This is a genomic window from Shewanella septentrionalis (assembly GCF_025370265.1).
In the GTDB taxonomy this organism is placed as follows: domain Bacteria; phylum Pseudomonadota; class Gammaproteobacteria; order Enterobacterales; family Shewanellaceae; genus Shewanella; species Shewanella hafniensis.
This window is the reverse complement of record NZ_JAMTCC010000022.1, coordinates 13,127-30,919: the sequence shown is the minus strand read 5'-3', so window position 1 is coordinate 30,919 and position 17,793 is coordinate 13,127. Positions and strand designations below refer to the sequence as shown.

Genomic DNA, 17,793 nt, shown 5'->3' with positions numbered 1-17,793 from the left:
GGTTACAGGTGCAACAATGCCAATCTTAACTAACCCTTCTGCTGTTCGTTTAGCTAAAAAGCTATTGCACAAAGCAAGATAACTTTGTCGTCAGTTGTGCTGTATTCATTGTCATTGTTTCCCCTGTGACTCGCCATAAACTCGTCCCTGAGGGCTCGACGACGGCATCCATGCCGCCAACGGTCACAGTTGCAACAATGCCAATCTTAACTAACACTTCTGCTGTTCGTTTAGCTAAAAAGATATTGCCCCATTTCGTATTTCGGCTCGTTAGCTCAATCGAAAATTCCTACTCTTGTTGCCATAAAAGAAAAATGGACATCCAGTCTTAATGGCATGGTAATTAACCTCCGACTATGCTTGGGTTAAGCATTAAACAAGGAGATTTGTATGCCGCGCCCACGTAGAACTCAGATAAGTGTTGAAGACACATCCTATTACCATTGCTGTAGCCGCGTTGTGCGGCGTGCGTTTTTGTGTGGTGATGATGCCTATTCGGGAAAAAATTATGACCATCGCCGCGCTTGGGTAGAATTGCTACTGTTTGAACTCGAAGCGTTTTTTGCCATTGATGTGGCGGCCTTTGCAGTGATGTCCAATCATCTGCATGTGGTGCTGCGGGTCGATATCGACAGCGCCAATCGTTGGACTTACCGCGAAGTACTTGAGCAGTGGCATAAGCTGTTTAAAGGCGATGAATTAACGCAAAAATTCGCCAAAGGTGAGTTAGTTGAGGCGCATGAAGTTCACAGATTAAAGCATTCAATCGCAATTTACCGCAGCCGATTATGCGATATTTCATGGTTTATGCGCTGCCTTAATGAACCGATAGCAAGACAAGCAAATCAAGAAGATAACTGTACAGGTCGTTTCTGGGAAGGTCGCTTTAAATCGCAAGCCCTGCTCGATGAAGCCGCTGTGTTAACTTGTATGGCCTATGTTGATTTGAATCCTATTAGAGCGCAACTGGCTGATACACCAGAACAATCCGACCATGCCAGTATCCAGTTGCGTATTCGTGCCGCATTAAAAGGTGAGCAACCTAAAAATCTACTGCCTTTTATCGGTAATGAGCGCGACAACCAGCCCAATGGCATTGCGTTTTTATTATCGGATTACCTTGAATTGGTCGATGAAACAGGCCGAATTATTCGAAGTGATAAACGTGGGGCAATCAGTGTAAATAGCGCTAAGTTACTGACAAGATTAAATATCCCACATGACAATTGGCTCAAGCTCACCACTGAGTTTGGCAAGCTATTTCATGGTCCGGTGGGTACGCTGCAAGCACTCACTGATTACTGCGAACATCTAGAAAAGCGACGACGGCACTTTGCGGCAAGCTGTCAGCACTTTCACAGCAACTAAATGTAATACTGCTTAACCAAACCAATCACTGCCCATTTGTTTTATTGGGTGGGTTAGCATGTCTTAAATACACCATTTTTTAATGAGTTAGCTCATTTTTATGCTTTAGCTTTAGCCCTTCAACTGTTGATGACTCTCATTTAAGCAATTTTAGCTCGTACAAGTTGTAGACAAACCAAAAGTGCATTATGTTGTTGATCTAAAATGGATGGCCAGATTTTGAATTTAGCCAGAGGGCCGAAAAAACTGCCGCTTCGCTCTGTTTTTTCGGCCTCTGCTGGCGGCGTTATATTTTCTTTGCAAAGGCGTGTTTATTACCATGGTAAAAAAGTTACTGTTTAGCTCTCTATTTTTTGTTACCTGTGTGAATGCAAAACAACACGATTTTTCCGTCATGTTAGCTTGCCATGCATCATCGGATAAGCCGGGACTTGCAATCAGTATCGAGCAATCTGGAAAGCATATTTTCAAAGGCGCACTTGGGGTTGCAGATATAAGCACTCGTGACCCCTTAAAAGTTGATAGTATTTTTCAGATCGGCTCAATCTCAAAGCAGTTTACGGCCGCTGCGATACTTCAACTCGTTGAGAATAATAATTTATCCTTAAAAAATACTCTGGATGATTTTATTACAGATCTTCCAGTTGAGTACGCAAAGCTAACGATTGAAAGTGTTCTAAGTCATACTTCTGGGCTGCCAAATTACAACTCGGATGTAGGGATCAGGCAGCGATGGGACAAATACGCCACCATTGATGAAGTGATCAATGTAGTGAGTAAAATGCCAGTGCTGACAAAGCCTGGTGTTGATTATGCGTATTCAAATACCGGATATATTTTGTTAGGAAAGGTGATTGAAGCCGCTTCTGGTCTGACATATAGCGAGTATTTGCAGCGGAATATTTTTTCTCCTTTAGGCATGAAGAATTCGTTTGTTGTGACTAAAGGGGTAAGTTCAAAGCAAATTGTGAGAGGTTATACCGCAAATAGCGATGAACCTAATGCGTATTTTACTCCCGAAATCGTTGACCGTAGTTGGATTTATGCGGCGGGTGCAATTGCATCGACTCTTGACGACATGAGCTTGTGGCATCGTGGTTTAAGTTCTGGGAAGGTAATTTCGGCTGCAAATTATCAGCTGATGGTAACTAGAGCAAAACTAAACAACGGGGAATCAGTCAATTATGGGTTTGGCACTGATGTATACCCGATAAGCGGTCAACCGTCTTACAGTCATCAAGGGCAAGTGCCTGGTTTTGTGGCATGGTCAGTCTATTTTCCCTCGCATGATTTACTTGGCACAGTATTCGGCAACAATGACGCTGTTCACCCAGGCCCAGCTTTGTTAAATATGATTGCAAGGCAACTTAACCTTTCACCAGCGCCAATTGCTCATCAAAATATCACAGAACAAGCTAAGACTCTGATTGGTAAATACAAAGGTACAGACGATACGATGATGACTGTTACATTTGATGATGGGCAACTCAGTGCGAAAACCAGCAATGGCGTCATTCGAAAATTAGTGCTTCGGGAAAATAACTCATTTTCATTTGCATGCACCGAGGATTATTATCAACTTCGAGAGCAGGATGATAAGCGTTTGCTTGTTCCTGTCAGTATTTACATGGGTGAGCGAGCACCTTTAGTTCGAATGGAAATACAATAATCACCATTAAAAATGACTCGTAACAAGTTGCTCGCGTTTGTGGCGGGCGAGCATCCAAAGGAAGGACTTGAACAACATTCTTGTTTAACTGCCAGTTCGCTGTCCATGGCTCTCGTTCATAAACTTAGAATCCCTAGGCTTCTATTCACCCTGTCGACGAGCAAATACGATGGCAAGCCAATATGAGTAGGTCAAACCAATAAGCGCTCCACGGTTTAAAATGGATGGCCTAATTTATTGCCCATCATTTTATCTGTCATTTTAATTAGTTTTTATTGGCAATATATATCTATTAAAGCTATATCATTTAGTTTTTCACTTAGTCGCTTGAGACACTAAAAAATGAATTCTGAAGTTTTGAAGTATGTAAACGAGCATCAGCTTTCGTCTGTAATGAATAAAACAAAGTGGTGCGAGCTTGAAAAGGCATTAAATGGATCTGAAGACTTTATTCCCTATGTGCGATACAAATTGATTTATGATGAAAACCCTAATGCAGGTTTTACTACCGTGTGGTGGCACGAGTTACTTGAAATAGCAGAAACCATTGAGTGGTTAGAAGTTGATCCATTCAAAAGAGAATGGCTAGGCAGATTAGTGGCGGATCGAGTGACGGACTTTTCTGATGTTGTAAGCGCACAATTAGCCCAATATTCAATTCCTTATTCGATAGAAAATGGTATGTTTCGGATTTGGGGTTATCTGAGGAGGGATGAATCTCCAGAATTTATCTAACTGAAGAGTTTTATCTCTGTAAGTTACTTATTTTCAAGCTAAAACCACTCAAAACTGAGACGTCAATACTGATTGTTGGGATTGAGCATAGAGACAAAAGACATTAAAAAAGTGCTTTATTTTTCAATAAAGCACTCATTTTTAAGCGACTCAAGCACTCGTTAACCTACTGAACACACTACTGATTAAAGTACCGATCAAAGTACTATGTAGAGTGGCCAGCCGAGGAGGCCGACGAGACCTTCCTTGTGTTCGAATCTTTCTAAGCGCTCGGGGGAAGCGTCGCTGAGTAAGAGTTCGCGGTAGCTTTTCGCAAAGTGCAGGGTACGCAGTAGGGCGGGGACAAAGTTTTTACCGAGATCTTTACTGATGGTTTCAGCGAGTTCTGCGGGTAATTCTGCTAACGCTTTCTGGGTTTCCAATTCGATATGCTCACGGGTAAACCATTCCTCTTTTAAGGTGATTTTGCCGATACGCTTTTTCAAATCCTGTCTGACTTTGGCGCCATCAAACAACAATCGATACAGTACCGCTTCGGCTAATACACTCTCTAGATTGAGAAAATCTAGCGGATCATAGCTCGATTGCGCGTAAAACTGTGCCAATAAGGCCGCAATTGACTGTTGGCGTTGATGCTCAAGCAGGGCATCTTGATAGGCTTCATAGCCTAACCATTCTTCTGCATCTGGCGGGCTAGACACTTGTTCAAGCAAGAACTTGTCGACATCGCCGTACAGTGACTTGCCGTTGACGAGTTTATGCTTGCTGACAGTGCTGAGCATGCTCCAGCCTTTTTGAAAGCATTTGACTACGCCATCGGCGGTGATCAACAGGCGTATCGCTTGCTGCGGATTTTGGTTTGATAATTCCATCAAACCAAGGCTCACCACACCAATGACATCGTGCGCTGCTTGTTCAAGCAGGTGCATTTTGTACTTGTTGTAAAACTTATCGGCCAGTTTGAGGCTCATCAAAATGGCTTTGGATTTGATTTGTGACAGCTGTTCACCGCTCAGCGTTTCGTCTGCTTGGCCTTGGATCAATACCTTGCTTAGGTAGGGTCCTTGATCTACATCACGCAGTACCAGTTGCATCAAATAATTCCTTAATCCAAAAAGCTAAACATATCATCGACTTCAGCGTATTCATCCGTCACTTGGTTTTTCTCTTTGGCTTGAATAACCAGCTCGTTGACAAACTTGCTGATGATCATTTCCCAACCTGAGCTTTCGTTACGCAGCAGACTCTTAATGGCTTTTTCAACATCGGGCGCAAGCTCGTGGATTAAGGCCATTAGGCTGCGTGGGTCGTCTATGCTGAGGCTGTGTGCATCTTCACTGGCGACGCGGCTGTCGTAGCCGATGGTTTCGGTGTCTTCTTCGTCATCATAGAGATCTGTGTAGCCGTCTTCATCTTCATGTTTTTCGCCTAACATCATTTCGATGAAAGGGATCGACAGGTAGAAGAGGCCCGCAGGATCTTCGGCGATACATTCTAGAATCGCAGTTTGCTTTTCTTCGCTATCTTGAATGCGAATTAAATAGGTCAAAAAATCAAAGGTATGCTGAATAAGTTCTTCGGCATTGTTTTTGATTTTTTCTTCCCAGTACAAAGGTTGCTGACAGACGATGTCGCGAATTTGTTCTGGGGTCATGAGTTCAGACATGATCGAAGGGCAAGAGATATCATGGTGACTGTTGATTTGCGTCAGCGTGACGATATCCATGTGTTCGATGACTTCGACTAATTGCGCGTCGCTCATGGTATTTGCAATGATTTCAAAGCGTTTGCTCGCTTGTTTTGGCTCTACGTCCGCCAACTCTTTAATTTCGGCGACGGTAATCTCAATGAGACTAGTGTTCATTAGCGGTCCTCATCATCGTAGTGATCGTAGTAGCCATCTTCCTCTTCGCCTTCATCATCGTCGTCGTTATCTGAGGTGCCAACATAATCGTTGTCATCATCTTCATCGTCGTGATGTTTTGCTGCTGGCGTTGCTTTACCTTGATTTTCAAGTAAATACAGTACGGCGCAGCTTTCAATCAGTAAGGTTTCCGAGTAACCACGCACGGCTAACACTAAGGGTAAATCGGCATTGTTAAAGCCAATCGTGACTTTAAACTCATCCCACTCGGGTTGAGTTGCCGTGTTTATCCAATGTGCCCACTTGAGTTTGGCTTCGGCGGGAAACTTAATTCGACCGTAAAGCGCGACAGGCAGGTACTCAGGCACAGTATCAAGCATCTTAGGATCGGCTTCTAACACCTTTTTGATTTGGCTAGTAAATTGCTCTAGCGCTTTAGGTGTATCGGGATCGTCGTAGGACTCGATATTGTCGTAGGCATTATTTTTTAGCTCATTAATGCGTGAGATATTCAGTTTTTTGACCATTTGGCACTTACTCTAGAAAACGCTCAAGGATAAAATTGATCCCACAGCTCGCGCATGGCGCTAGCAGGATCGGTCACTATGACGTTATTGAAATCTTTGATAAACGCATTACGTCGCTTAGGATCTGACAACACATCATAAGCATTTTTAACGCGTTCAAGTTGTACGGCGGCTTGCTGCTTTTCCTCTTCCGAGGCGCCTAACAACTTGTCGGGATGATATTTGTTTGACAGCCGTCGATAGGCTTTTTTAATGTCGTCTTCTTTGGCACTGGGTTTTATACCGAGCACACTAAAGTGGTTAATCATACTTGTACCTGCAGGCGATGGGGCTGATATCGCGAGATAAAAAGGGTTTGACTCTGATTATCTTTAAATTCGTGGAATTATGATTAGTCAGCCGTGGATGATAGCAGAAATCCCCACTCAGCGGCAAACGCGCGAGCAGGAATTTGTGCTTTAGTGAAGGGTTAAAAATCCTTTAAACTTTAATCTGTTGTGGCGCATGGATTAAGTCTACCGCTATGCTGTTGAAATCCCGTTACCAAGCCAGATTGACAGCTAACTTAACCTTGTTTTTAGGTGAGATAATTGCCCTCGATTCAGGGCAATATTTTAGCACCGAATCCTTCGCTAAACGCATTCACACAGAGCTAACCCACACTCGCCTCTGCCACGTTCAGCTGAGTTAACGCCGTAACAGCTAAGTCAAACTAGACACTAATCGCAGGTTCATCCCAAGGGTGAGCATTTGTTTCTGTTCCCGCTGTAAATCCTTCATAAACAGGCTGATTTTTCGCTTATGGCTCGGTAGCACTAGCATGAGCCCATCGGGGATCACTTTAATATGATCTAAGGTCAGCGTCTTAGCGATACGGCCAAGGTTGAGCAAGACCGCGAGCCTCAGCAGGCAGAGCAGGCGATTCAGCGTGAGCTTATGGTTAGGTTCAAGTTCAGCCAGCATTAATTCGTTGGGCTTTTTTCTGTGGTTGGTGATAAGCCGCGCTAAATCCAGCTGCAAGGCTTCGCTAAACCCGGGTAAGTCACTGTTGCTGATGATATAGCCACCGTGTTTGTGCAGGGACTTTGAATTAATGTGTAGCCCAATCTCATGTAAGGTTGCGCCATAGGCGAGCAAGCGTGCATGGGGCCTTAATTGCCATTCATCGGCGACCTGTTCAAACAAGGCCATGGCGGTGTCGCGTACCTTAGCGGCGTGGGCCATATCGATATGATAAAGCTGGGCAATACTGTCGACGGTGCGGTGGCGAATATCCTGATACTGACCAATCTTTGCTAGTTCATAGAGTACGCCTTCACGCAATGCGCCTGGGCTAAACTCGAGCTTTTGTATCGGTAAGCGCCTAAAAAAGCTGATTAAAATCGCAAGTCCGGCGGGCACTAAAGGAATGCGTTTATCATCGACATTGGCAAATTGAATTTGGCTAATATGGCCACATTTGATCAACTTGATTTTGAGCTGTTTGAGTCGTGGCAGCGTGATGGTTTCATCACCGTGTTCTTCTTGAATCGCTTCGCAGATGGCTTTGACTGTGCCTGAGCTGCCTAACGTCAGCTCCCAGCCGCCCGCGAAATATTCCTTTGAGAGTGAAGCGAACTGCTTATCGGCTGCGCTTTGGGCATCGCGAAATGAGGCAGGGGTGATGAGTCCATCGATAAAGAAACGCTCGTTAAAACTCACGCAACCGCAGCGCAGGCTAGATAACTGGGTTGGGGTATTCTTTTTACCGATTACGACTTCGGTCGAGCCACCACCTATGTCGATGACTAAATTACTTTTTCCAAGCACTTGGCTTTGGGCAATGCCGTTATAAATCAAACGCGCTTCTTCATGGCCTGAAATCACTTCCACCGGATAGGGCATGATGGCGAGCGCGGCCTCGATAAATTGATCGCGGTTTTTGGCGATTCTGAGGGTGTGGGTGGCCACTAATCGCACTTGCGCTTGGTCTAGATTGGAAAATCTTTGATTAAAATCCCGCAGACAATTGAGGCCACGTTCTATGGCGTCATTGTCGAGAATATTCTGCGCATTGAGGCCAGTGGCGAGCTGAACCTGTTGTTTTTCTTTATGTAAAATCTGCAAGCTGCCATCTTGCTCACGGGCGATGACCAGATGAAAACTGTTCGATCCCATATCGATGGCAACAAAGTGGCGCGATTTAGCATTTGCGGGCGCATTGGTTTGTGGTGCCTGCGACTTTAGTAATGTGTGTTGCTGTGTGTGCGAATGTGTGGCTACCAATCGGATTATCCTTAGGCAATCAAAGCGATATAAAGCCAGCGCTAGCTGGCTTTGGCCTGTAACTCGGGCGTTATGTCTGGCTCAGCGTTGCTCTCTCGCTCAGCATCACCCTCATGGGCGGACATACGTAAGGCATTAAAATCTTGCAGTTGGCGCTTCTCATAATTAATCAGATATTGATAAATGGCAATTTGAGAACGCACTTTTCGTTTGTTACCCCGATTTCGATAGGGGTTACTTTGTTCTTTGTTGATGACCCGCGCTTTAGTATTGTCATTGAATTGTAAGGATAAAATATCCATTATCATTTGTTTTAGGCACAGATCATAAATCGGCACACTCACTTCAACGCGATTATCTATGTTGCGGCTCATCCAGTCGGCGGAGCAGATAAAGAGCTTGTTCTCGCCGCCAGCGTGAAACAGCATTACCCGTGAGTGTTCGAGAAACCGATCGACTATACTATAGACTTCAATGTTGTCGCTGATCCCGGGTATTTGCGGAATAAGCGAGCACATACCGCGTATGAGTAACTTAATTTTGACCCCAGCCGCCGAGGCCTCATAGAGTTTTTGGACCAAGGATTCATCGAGTAAGTTATTTAGTTTTAAGGTAATCGCCGCCTTCATATGGCTTTGGGCATTAACGATTTCATTATCAATCAAGTGACTCAGTTTTTGTCTGGCATCGTAGGGCGACACGATTAAATGCTGGAAGTTATCGCGGCGATACGGATGTTCAATCAGGTCAAACACTTGCTCCACTTCACGGGCAATCTCTTGATTGGCGGTGAACAGTGACAAGTCGGTGTAGACCCGCGCCGTGCCTTCGTTAAAGTTGCCTGAGCCGACGTGACAATAAAGTTTGATTTCCCCTTGTTCTTCGCGGCCAATTAAACACAACTTGGAATGCACTTTTAAGCTGGTGATACCGTGGTGAACTTTGACGCCCGCTTCGGCCAAGATGCGGGTCCATTCGATGTTGGATTGCTCATCGAATCTTGCCCGCAGTTCAATTACAGCGGTGACTTGTTTGCCATTTTTCACTGCATCGATAAGCGATTGCATCACATGGGATTTTTTCGCCACTCGATATAAATTAATTCGAATAAAGCGCACCGCCGGATCGTAGGCCGCTTGGCGCACCATTTCGGTAAAGTGGGAAAACTTATGGTACGGATAATTGAGCATGATATCGCCCATCCGAATGGCATCGAAACTGTTGGCACTGCGGCCAAAACCTGCGCTATTGAGCGCCGGTAGTTTTTCGTTTTCGAGGTAGTCGCGGCTCGGATTGGGAAAGGCGATAAAGTCTTTAAAGCTGTGGTAGCGCCCGCCTGGGATCAAACATTCGGTCGAGCTGATGTTCAGGTTTTCTTTGAGCATGACCAACATGTGTTCGGGCATTTCTTTGTCATACACTAAGCGCACCGGTTCTGCGGTCAGACGTTTTTTGAGGCCCTTAGTCATTTTCTCGAGCTGGGTTTGCTCTAGCTCGTCGGTGATATCAAAATCGGCATCGCGGGTTAGTTTCATCGAATACACTTCGATGGCGTCGTACTCGAAGAAAGGGCCAAAGAGTTCATCCACGCAGTGGCGAATAATGTTATCTAATAAAATCAGATACTTTTTCGCTTTACTCTTTTCAGCGGGGAGTTCGATAAACCGCGGCACGTTTTTGGTTGGCACTTCGACTAAGGCGTATTGGCGGCGAGCCTTAGTGAACAAACACACGCATAAATAGGTGGCGTCGTCGTTGATTTGTTTGATCAAATCGCGATTGTTATTGACGATAAGCGGGGCGATATGGCGTTTAAATTGATCACGAAAATGCTTTTTCAGCCAGTCGCTGTGGAACTCGCTTAATTGTTTCTCATTGATTAACAAAATATTACGACGTACCAGCTCGCGCATTAAATCCGTGTATATGCCGTCGAACCTTTCTTGCAATGCCATCACTTTCGATTGGATTTTGGCCATTAAATGGCGACTGTTGCTGCGACCTTCCTGCAGGGATGACAGCAGAATCGAGCGCCTGACCGCAGCCACACGTACTCTAAAAAACTCATCCATGTTATTGGAAAATATCCCTAAAAAGCGCACTCGCTCCACTAAAGGAACATTGGGATCGCAGGCTTCTTGCAATACCCGCTCATTAAAAGACAACCAAGAGAGTTCTTTATCAATCGAAAGTTTATCGGTATTCGGGGACACTGCACAGCTCCTTTAAGCAAGCGTCATGGCGCAATATACAATAGCATTCATCCGCCTTTGTGCAATCAGATTTACTGCCGACAAGTGAAGGAATTTCAATGATAAATACTGCGTACACGCCAAAATCAGTCTGAGATTTATCTGGGATAAAGATACGAGGGAAATATGTCAACTTGATGACGAGTGTGACAGAAATATGACCTTAAGATGATCATCTTGGATTTGACTGAAACACTGCCCGTGCAACTGCGCTTTACGCAATGAGCTCGCTATACTCGCTGCCAGTTTGCGAGTAAATCCGGCAGTGTTAACTCCTTGGGCATTATCGCAAACTATGTTATCTTGCTCGGCTTTTTTATCGCGGGAGTAAAAGGTATGTTTGTTGGATTTGATTATGGTAGTGCTAACTGCGCCGTAGGGATCATGCAGGGCGATGATGTGCAGTTATTGGCGTTATCAGAGCAATCAGCTTATTTACCTTCGACCTTATATGCGATGGACAGGGAGCTGATCGCCGAGGCGGTTTATCGTGGTCTTCCCACTGAGTTAAAAGCCGATTACGCCAAAAAGCGCGCCGCACAATTGAGCCGTGCCCGTATGGTGCGCCATGAGTTAGATCTCGATGCTGACGTTCAGGCCGTGTTTGTCGGTGAGCAGGCGGTAAGCGCGTATTTAGAGATGCCGGAGGAGGGATTCTATGTCCGTTCGCCAAAATCCTTTTTAGGTGCGACAGGGCTTAGACCCGAACAAGTGGCCCTGTTTGAAGACATAGTTACCCTGATGATGCAGCACATTAAAGTGCGCGCCGAATCTGTATTAGTGGAAAAGCAGCTTGCTAAACAAGGCGCAGTGGCAACGATTACCCATGCGATTATTGGTCGCCCTGTGAACTTTCAAGGCATAGGCGGTGAAGAGAGTAACCGTCAGGCCGAATCCATTTTGACCTTAGCGGCAAAACGTGCGGGTTTCGTCGACGTTGATTTTCTGTTTGAGCCGTTAGCGGCGGGGATGGATTATGAAGCGAGCTTGACCGACAACAAAACTGTGCTGGTTGTCGACGTGGGCGGCGGTACAACGGACTGCTCAGTGGTAAAAATGGGACCCGCCCATAAACAAAAAGCGGATCGCAGTGAAGATTTCCTCGGCCATAGTGGTCAGCGAATCGGTGGTAATGATCTTGATATCGCCCTTGCAATGAATGCCTTTATGCCGCACTTTGGTTTAGGCTCTTTAATGACCAATGGCAAACCTATGCCCAGTAAAGCTTTTTGGAATGCGGTAGCGGTAAATGATATTAGCGCCCAGCGAGAATTCAGTACCTTAAGCAGCCGTAAACTGATTGATGAATTAGTGAAAGAAGCCGAGCAGCCACAGTTACTCAACCGACTGTTAAAAGTGCAACAACAGCAGCTAAGCTATCAGTTGGTCCGCCTAGCCGAACGCGCCAAAATTGCCCTGTCGGATGCCGAGAATACTGATATTAATCTCGATTTTATCGAAGCGGCGCTGCACGCGGGTGTGAGCCGTAATGTGTTTGAGAATGCTATCGAGCCTTCACTGACAAAAGTAGAGGCCTTGATGCATCAAGCGCTTGCGCAAGCGGCAAAAACCTTAGCGGCTGATGGTTTAGCTCAAGACTCTGTGAATAACGAGAATGTATCTGCCGACAATGCTGCAGAATGCAAACCCGATGTGATTTATGTGACAGGTGGTACGGCGCGAAGCCCTGCGATCTACGCGAAAATTGCCGGTATTTATCCCGATATTCCGGTTGTGGTCGGCGATCACTTTGGCTCTGTGACAGCAGGGTTAACCCGCTGGGCACAAAAGCTATTTGCTAAGCACTAACATATAAGCATTAACATAAAATCACTAACATATAAGCACTTATAAAAGCACTAATGTAAAAGGATGTAGGAATGAAAACTCTGTTGAAGTGTGCGTTTGCCGCCACTGTGGGCTTTTTGCTCGCGGGTTGTGGTGACGATGTAGGTAAGGTGAGCTTAGGGCTTTTTACCACTAAAGATGTGATCATCGATGCTAAGCACGATCCTAAAATTCCTGGGGTGACTTGCCATATTAGTCGTATCGAAGCCAATTTAGATTTTGCCGATCCATCGGATATGGGCATAAGTTGCCGTCAAACAGGGCCAATTAACGCGGCCGATTTGGCTAATATCGATATGGGTAAACACGGCGAAGTGATTTTCACCGAATCCCTGAGCATTTTGTTTAAGTCATTAAAAGTGCGCCGAATTTATGATGCACAGAATCAAACTCTGCTGTATTTGTCCTATTCGACTAAAGAGACCAATGGCAGCCATAAACATGCCTTGTCGACAGTGCCACTATATGGCTCTGCCGCTTGGGTTGACCCTGCGTTGAGTGCTGTAGCGAAAGCGAATTAATCGCCGAACAGTTTATAGCTTTGCAGTGCTTTGCTGTAAGCATGAATATTTGAAATAAGTTGAATTTGCAGTCAGTTAAATATGCAGTAAGTGTTGATAACAAAAGTGGCGGAATGTTTATTCCGCCACTTTTTGTTTTTATAGGCTGCGCGCATTTTAGTCGCTAATGACATAACGCAATAAATATTAGCCCTCTAACGACCTAGCTTAAATCCTATCACGATCATTATCGCGACTTAGCTTTGGCCGCCAGTACTGCGTTAAAGCGTTCAAACCCTGCGCTGAGATCGGCAATTAAATCCGCGGGATCTTCTAAACCAATATGCAAACGAATTAACGGTTTGCTCGCATCCCACTTAGTCGCCGAGCGGATTTTATCAATGCCAAAAATACCGAGGATTAAACTCTCGTAGCCGCCCCAAGAAAAGCCCATCTTAAAGTGACTCATATTCTCAACCAGTGCGGTGACCGCATCGGCATCGCCTTGTTTCAATACAAAGGAGAACAAGCCGTTGGAGGCGCTAAAGTCGCGTTTAAAGAACTCATGGCCAGGGCAGGTATCAAACGCCGGATGACGCAGATGATCGACTTCTGGTCGGGTTTTCAACCAGTTGGCAACCTGCAGGGCATTTTTTTCATGCTGCGCCATACGCACGCCTAAGGTGCGCAGGCCACGGGCGGCAAGGTACACATCATCAGGGGAGGTGGTTTGTCCCATCAAATAGCTGTGTTCACGCAATTGTGGCCAGTATTTTTCGTTGGCAGTGGCCGTGCCTATCATCACATCTGAGTGACCGACGATGTATTTGGTCGCCGCTTGAATCGAAATATCTATCCCCATTTCAAAGGGCTTACTATTGATTGGGGATGCCCAAGTGTTGTCCAGCATAGTAATCAGCCCATGTTCGTGGGCGATGCGGCATAAGGTCGGCACATCTTGCACTTCCATGGTGATGGAGCCTGGAGACTCTAAAAACAACACTTTAGTATTGGGGCGAATAAGGTCGCGAATACCTGCGCCAATCAGCGGATCGTAGTAAGTGGTTTCGATACCAAAACCGCCGAGAATATGGGTACACAGATCCCGCGTTGGCTCATACACGCTATCGACCATCAATAGGTGATCGCCCGCTTTTAAAAATGACAATAACGCCGCACTGATCGCCGCCGCGCCAGAGGGATACAGCGCTGTACCTACGCCGCCTTCTAATTCCGCAATCGCCGCTTGAAACGAAAAATGGGTCGGGGTACCACGGCGGCCATAAAACATCTCGCCGTTGGTTTTATTTTTCGCGGCGTGGCGCATTTCATCCATCGTTTCGAAGACGATAGTCGAAGCACGAAAAACGGGCGGATTGATCACGCCTTTGGTCCATTTTTTGTCTCGACCTAAGCTGACGATTTGGGTGGCTTGATGATGTTTATCTGTCATTGGATCATTACCTTGGCATTTAGGTTGAACGAATAGGTTGAACAATGTTGGAGAAGAACCATTGGAGATATCTAGTCTATTGTTATGGCGGCCATCTTAGCATCTGCGCGCAGAAATGACAGGAGGCGCGATGATGAGTTTGACTCATGTTATTGGCGCCTGTCCCTTCGGTCTTTAGATTATGATGCCGAGCCTCAAAGGCAACGTGACTCATAATTTAAAGGCAGTGTGACTTTAGCTCAAAGGCTGCGTGATTCTTAGCTTAATGGCAAGGTTACTAGGATATCGACGCCATTATGCTCGCTGCGATTGCGGGCGAGAATTTGTCCTTGGTGGAACTCGGCGACCAATCGTGCGATATACAGACCTAAACCGAGATGAGGTTTGTCTTGGGCTTGATTTATCCGCACCGACACCATGGAGTCGAAAATCTGCTCCGACATATCAACGGGCAGTTCTGGTCCTAAGTTACTGATAAGCAATGTGGCTTGCTTACCCACTTGGTTGAGCGTGACTTCGATGGCGCTGCCTTTATCACAAAACTCAATCGCGTTAGCGATAAGTTTGTCCATCAATTGGGCGATATATTCCGGCACACCTTGCATCATCAAAGGCTGCTCGGGCACTTTTACGCTAAAGCCTTGTTCTGGATAGGTCATTTGATAACCTTGCATACAACCACTGACCACTTGGGAGAGTGGGAATTTAGTGATATCGGCCTGCGTTAAACTCTGCTCTAAGCGCGTTGCTTCGCTCATGTTATTTAAAATCATGCTTAAGCGGCTGACGCCTTCTTGGGCGCGATCGACATATTTTTGCGTGTCTTTATCTAAGGTTTGCAGGTTTAAATGCTCAAGGGATGATCGCACAACCGCCACGGGCGTGCGCAGCTCATGGGACAGGCGCGACGACATGTTTTCCAGATAGTGAGTGTATTGTCCAAGCCGTCCGACAATGTTGGAGAAACTGCGGGACAGATCGCCAATTTCATCCCGAGCTTTAGACGGTTTGAGGTGATTACGAACGCGGCCTTGGCTATCAATGGCATTTTCGGCCTCATCGCGCAGTTTACGGATACGGTTAGAAATGCTCGAAGCGAAAAAGAATAGCGCCAAGGTGCCCATGCTCATAATGGTCAAAATCACGTTAAAGAGTTTTTCCAGCGCGCGGTTACGCAGGGTGCGAATTCCGTGGGTGGTTTCTTCGGCGACAACGGCGCCCATGACATTGTTATCAATCCAAATAGGGCTGGCGGCAGCGAGCACCACAGCTTTATTGTCTGGGGTTAAGCGCCAAGTTGAACTTTGCTGACCAGCTAGTGCTTTTTGGATATGACTGCCATCAAGCTCGGTGGAGTCTTGCAAGGAGTCGATAAAGTCTTTGGGCGGCTTAGTGAGGATTTTATAGTACAGCGGATGCAAGTAATCGCGCTTGAAGGTTTCCCATAGCGTGGTGCTCTTTTCATCTTCTAAGGTGCGGGTCCACACGCTGTCATTGGCTCGAATATCGCCCGATTTTGCCAGTACGCGGCCGTGCTTATCGACCACCCAAATGCGTGAGCTATAGTGGCTCATACCTTTGATAATGTTTTCAATTTCTGGCGATGGCACCAACACAGTGCCGAGATTATCGACCGTATCTAAGGCCGAGGTGCCGACTACGGCTGCCACATCGCGGTTTTTGCTGTCGTTAACATCGGAAATGGCAAAACCGAGTTTGCTGCCGACCATGTATAAGGGAATACGCAGCTCGACATTGTAGCCCACATCTGTGGTCGCCCATTGTCCTTGTATGCGCACTTCTGGTTTGACGGGCACGGTTTGCTTAGGATTGGCGGGTAACTCGAAGGCGCTGATCCAACCGGGTTGCGTAGTGGCAACGATATAGCGCTTGAATTTATTGTCGGGCGCGAGTGTCGCAATCGAGAGATGATCGTTTCTATCGACACTTAAGGCATTTTTGCCACGCAGTACCACAGTTGGGTCGGTCACTTGAAAGAAGGCATACAGATAACCATCATACTGGCCGACCATGTGGGTAAAGCTTAAGGTCAGCGGCGCGTTGGGATCGGCGCGCATGATCTGATGCGCCTCACCGTACTGGATAAATCTGTGCTGATATTCTTCCCATTCGTTGAGTTTACCGTCGAGCAGAATCGCCCCATTGAGTTGATAGGCGTACAGATCGCGACTCTTTTCCACTTGCTTTAAAAAGCTCGCTTGTCCATCGAACAATTTCGGCCGTTCGTGCAGCGCGGTGGCCAGTGCCTGAGTGGTGCCTTCTAAGGTGCGTTCTTGACCGTGGCGAAGATACTTTTCCATCTCCCACACATATTGATACCCCAGCCAAGGTAGGCAGAGCAAAAACAGGCTAAGGCCGATGACTTTAGTGCGTAGACCAAAGGGGAAACGTGTCATAAGTTAGGGATCAGCATCAATGGGATCAAAAGTGTATTGGCTCAAGGTTACGTGCATCAAGGCAGCGCGAGAGTTCAGGCTAAGCTGTCCCAGCGATAACCCATGCCATAAACCGTATCGATACAATCAAACTCAGGCGCGGTGGCGATGAACTTCTTGCGAATGCGTTTCACATGGGAAGTGATCGTGCTGTCATCGACAAAAATCTTCGCCTCTTGCATCAACTCATGGCGGCTGCGCACATGGCCCGGGTGTTTGGCTAACGCGTGCACCATCCAAAATTCAGTGACGGTAAGCTCAATGGGTAATTGGTTCCAATAGACTTGCATGCGGTTGGCATCAATCGTCAGTGGACCTCGTTCAAGCAGGTTTTCCTGCGCCGTTTGGCTGGCCGCAAGCTCGGAGCGGCGAAATAAGGCCGCTAAGCGCGCAGTTAAATGGGGGAAGCTCACTTCTTTACTCAAGTAGTCATCGGCGCCTAAACGCAGGCCACAAACAGTATCAAAGTCACTGTCACGGGCGGTCAAAAAGATGATCGGCAGCGTGCTCGACATAGCACGCAGTGACTGACACAGCATAAAGCCGCCGTCAATTTCATTACCTAAGCCGATGTCGATAATGGCTAAATCCGGTAAACGAGTATTAAAGGCTAACATGGCCGATGGTCTGTCGGCATAGGTTTGCACGCTGTAACCGTGTTGTTGCAGCACGTCCTTGTAATTCTCGCGAATGGCGGCTTCATCTTCCACTATGGCGATACGCTTCATAGAGTCATATTCCTATTGACTTGGGGGAGTAAGTTTTCGTGACTATACAGGATTTTACCCGAGATAAAAGGCCACAAATGCAATTGCCATTTTGTTGCCACAATTGATAGTTGCATTGCCATTTTCCA

16 protein-coding genes are annotated in these 17,793 nt (G+C 46.3%); 6 read left to right on the top strand and 10 right to left on the bottom strand.

The window, feature by feature from the left end; genetic code table 11:
* Window positions 1-61: 61 nt before the first annotated feature.
* On the bottom strand, window positions 62-217 hold the full coding sequence (locus NE536_RS13590; protein ID WP_220592735.1) for a hypothetical protein: 156 nt from the start codon (window positions 215-217) through the stop codon (window positions 62-64).
* Between the two features lie 173 nt (window positions 218-390).
* Here NE536_RS13590 and NE536_RS13585 point away from each other — a divergent pair, with 173 nt between their 5' ends.
* The 3 genes from NE536_RS13585 to NE536_RS13575 all read left to right on the top strand — a co-directional run bounded on the left by NE536_RS13585 (window position 391) and on the right by NE536_RS13575 (window position 3,772).
* Entirely contained in the window at window positions 391-1,368 is a 978-nt protein-coding gene (locus NE536_RS13585) for a transposase (protein WP_261273019.1), read from the top strand.
* A gap of 319 nt (window positions 1,369-1,687) precedes the next feature.
* Window positions 1,688-3,037, top strand: a complete 1,350-nt coding sequence (locus NE536_RS13580) for a serine hydrolase domain-containing protein (RefSeq protein WP_107947160.1) — start codon at window positions 1,688-1,690, stop codon at window positions 3,035-3,037.
* Window positions 3,038-3,379: 342 nt separating this feature from the next.
* Window positions 3,380-3,772 (top strand): DUF6678 family protein, encoded by a 393-nt coding sequence (locus NE536_RS13575; RefSeq protein ID WP_261273018.1) that lies wholly within the window; start codon window positions 3,380-3,382, stop codon window positions 3,770-3,772.
* 197 nt (window positions 3,773-3,969) lie between these two features.
* Here NE536_RS13575 and atcC read toward each other — a convergent pair whose 3' ends face one another.
* The 4 genes from atcC to atcJ are packed head-to-tail and all read right to left on the bottom strand — an operon-like array spanning window position 3,970 to window position 6,471.
* On the bottom strand, window positions 3,970-4,866 hold the full coding sequence (gene atcC / locus NE536_RS13570) for a cold adaptation protein AtcC (protein ID WP_006081327.1): 897 nt from the start codon (window positions 4,864-4,866) through the stop codon (window positions 3,970-3,972).
* Window positions 4,867-4,877: 11 nt separating this feature from the next.
* Window positions 4,878-5,636: a cold adaptation protein AtcB gene (atcB, locus tag NE536_RS13565; protein WP_248069720.1), complete on the bottom strand. Its 759-nt coding sequence runs from the start codon at window positions 5,634-5,636 to the stop codon at window positions 4,878-4,880.
* On the bottom strand, window positions 5,636-6,163 hold the full coding sequence (atcA, locus tag NE536_RS13560) for a cold adaptation protein AtcA (RefSeq protein WP_006081329.1): 528 nt from the start codon (window positions 6,161-6,163) through the stop codon (window positions 5,636-5,638). Before atcA ends, atcB begins: the two co-directional genes overlap by 1 nt.
* Window positions 6,164-6,186: 23 nt before the next feature.
* Window positions 6,187-6,471: a cold adaptation protein ActJcold adaptation protein ActJ gene (gene atcJ / locus NE536_RS13555; protein ID WP_006081330.1), complete on the bottom strand. Its 285-nt coding sequence runs from the start codon at window positions 6,469-6,471 to the stop codon at window positions 6,187-6,189.
* A gap of 215 nt (window positions 6,472-6,686) precedes the next feature.
* On the opposite strand from atcJ, the gene NE536_RS13550 reads away from it, so the two are divergent.
* Window positions 6,687-6,854, top strand: a complete 168-nt coding sequence (locus NE536_RS13550; protein ID WP_261273017.1) for a hypothetical protein — start codon at window positions 6,687-6,689, stop codon at window positions 6,852-6,854.
* An 11-nt stretch (window positions 6,855-6,865) separates the two neighbouring features.
* Here the strand turns inward: NE536_RS13550 and ppx are convergent, their stop codons facing one another.
* Window positions 6,866-8,428: an exopolyphosphatase gene (ppx, locus tag NE536_RS13545; protein ID WP_012196942.1), complete on the bottom strand. Its 1,563-nt coding sequence runs from the start codon at window positions 8,426-8,428 to the stop codon at window positions 6,866-6,868.
* A gap of 41 nt (window positions 8,429-8,469) precedes the next feature.
* Complete coding sequence (gene ppk1 / locus NE536_RS13540; RefSeq protein ID WP_261273016.1) at window positions 8,470-10,641, bottom strand: polyphosphate kinase 1; 2,172 nt, start codon at window positions 10,639-10,641, stop codon at window positions 8,470-8,472.
* A gap of 375 nt (window positions 10,642-11,016) precedes the next feature.
* On the opposite strand from ppk1, the gene yegD reads away from it, so the two are divergent.
* Together yegD and NE536_RS13530 are read left to right on the top strand one after the other, a co-directional pair.
* On the top strand, window positions 11,017-12,489 hold the full coding sequence (yegD, locus tag NE536_RS13535) for a molecular chaperone (RefSeq protein WP_261273015.1): 1,473 nt from the start codon (window positions 11,017-11,019) through the stop codon (window positions 12,487-12,489).
* A 71-nt stretch (window positions 12,490-12,560) separates the two neighbouring features.
* Window positions 12,561-13,049, top strand: a complete 489-nt coding sequence (locus NE536_RS13530) for a CreA family protein (protein WP_259510073.1) — start codon at window positions 12,561-12,563, stop codon at window positions 13,047-13,049.
* A gap of 226 nt (window positions 13,050-13,275) precedes the next feature.
* Here NE536_RS13530 and NE536_RS13525 read toward each other — a convergent pair whose 3' ends face one another.
* The 3 genes from NE536_RS13525 to pdsR all read right to left on the bottom strand — a co-directional run bounded on the left by NE536_RS13525 (window position 13,276) and on the right by pdsR (window position 17,665).
* Window positions 13,276-14,481, bottom strand: coding sequence for a cystathionine beta-lyase (locus NE536_RS13525; protein WP_261273014.1), 1,206 nt, complete (start codon window positions 14,479-14,481; stop codon window positions 13,276-13,278).
* 257 nt (window positions 14,482-14,738) lie between these two features.
* Window positions 14,739-16,898: a proteobacterial dedicated sortase system histidine kinase gene (gene pdsS / locus NE536_RS13520; protein ID WP_261273013.1), complete on the bottom strand. Its 2,160-nt coding sequence runs from the start codon at window positions 16,896-16,898 to the stop codon at window positions 14,739-14,741.
* Between the two features lie 74 nt (window positions 16,899-16,972).
* Window positions 16,973-17,665 carry a proteobacterial dedicated sortase system response regulator gene (pdsR, locus tag NE536_RS13515; RefSeq protein WP_006081337.1) on the bottom strand — a complete coding sequence of 231 codons (693 nt, stop codon included), beginning with the start codon at window positions 17,663-17,665 and terminating at the stop codon, window positions 16,973-16,975.
* Window positions 17,666-17,793: the final 128 nt, after the last annotated feature.

Excerpts from the sequence above, each read along its gene's own strand:
- NE536_RS13525 (WP_261273014.1), bottom strand. The coding sequence starts at position 14,481 with ATGACAGATAAACATCATCAAGCCACCCAAATCGTCAGCTTAGGTCGA.
- atcJ (WP_006081330.1), bottom strand. The coding sequence starts at position 6,471 with ATGATTAACCACTTTAGTGTGCTCGGTATAAAACCCAGTGCCAAAGAA.
- NE536_RS13550 (WP_261273017.1), top strand. The coding sequence starts at position 6,687 with ATGCTGTTGAAATCCCGTTACCAAGCCAGATTGACAGCTAACTTAACC.
- atcC (WP_006081327.1), bottom strand. The coding sequence starts at position 4,866 with ATGCAACTGGTACTGCGTGATGTAGATCAAGGACCCTACCTAAGCAAG.
- NE536_RS13585 (WP_261273019.1), top strand. The coding sequence starts at position 391 with ATGCCGCGCCCACGTAGAACTCAGATAAGTGTTGAAGACACATCCTAT.
- atcA (WP_006081329.1), bottom strand. The coding sequence starts at position 6,163 with ATGGTCAAAAAACTGAATATCTCACGCATTAATGAGCTAAAAAATAAT.
- NE536_RS13530 (WP_259510073.1), top strand. The coding sequence starts at position 12,561 with ATGAAAACTCTGTTGAAGTGTGCGTTTGCCGCCACTGTGGGCTTTTTG.
- pdsR (WP_006081337.1), bottom strand. The coding sequence starts at position 17,665 with ATGAAGCGTATCGCCATAGTGGAAGATGAAGCCGCCATTCGCGAGAAT.
- pdsS (WP_261273013.1), bottom strand. The coding sequence starts at position 16,898 with ATGACACGTTTCCCCTTTGGTCTACGCACTAAAGTCATCGGCCTTAGC.
- NE536_RS13580 (WP_107947160.1), top strand. The coding sequence starts at position 1,688 with ATGGTAAAAAAGTTACTGTTTAGCTCTCTATTTTTTGTTACCTGTGTG.
- NE536_RS13575 (WP_261273018.1), top strand. The coding sequence starts at position 3,380 with ATGAATTCTGAAGTTTTGAAGTATGTAAACGAGCATCAGCTTTCGTCT.
- yegD (WP_261273015.1), top strand. The coding sequence starts at position 11,017 with ATGTTTGTTGGATTTGATTATGGTAGTGCTAACTGCGCCGTAGGGATC.
- atcB (WP_248069720.1), bottom strand. The coding sequence starts at position 5,636 with ATGAACACTAGTCTCATTGAGATTACCGTCGCCGAAATTAAAGAGTTG.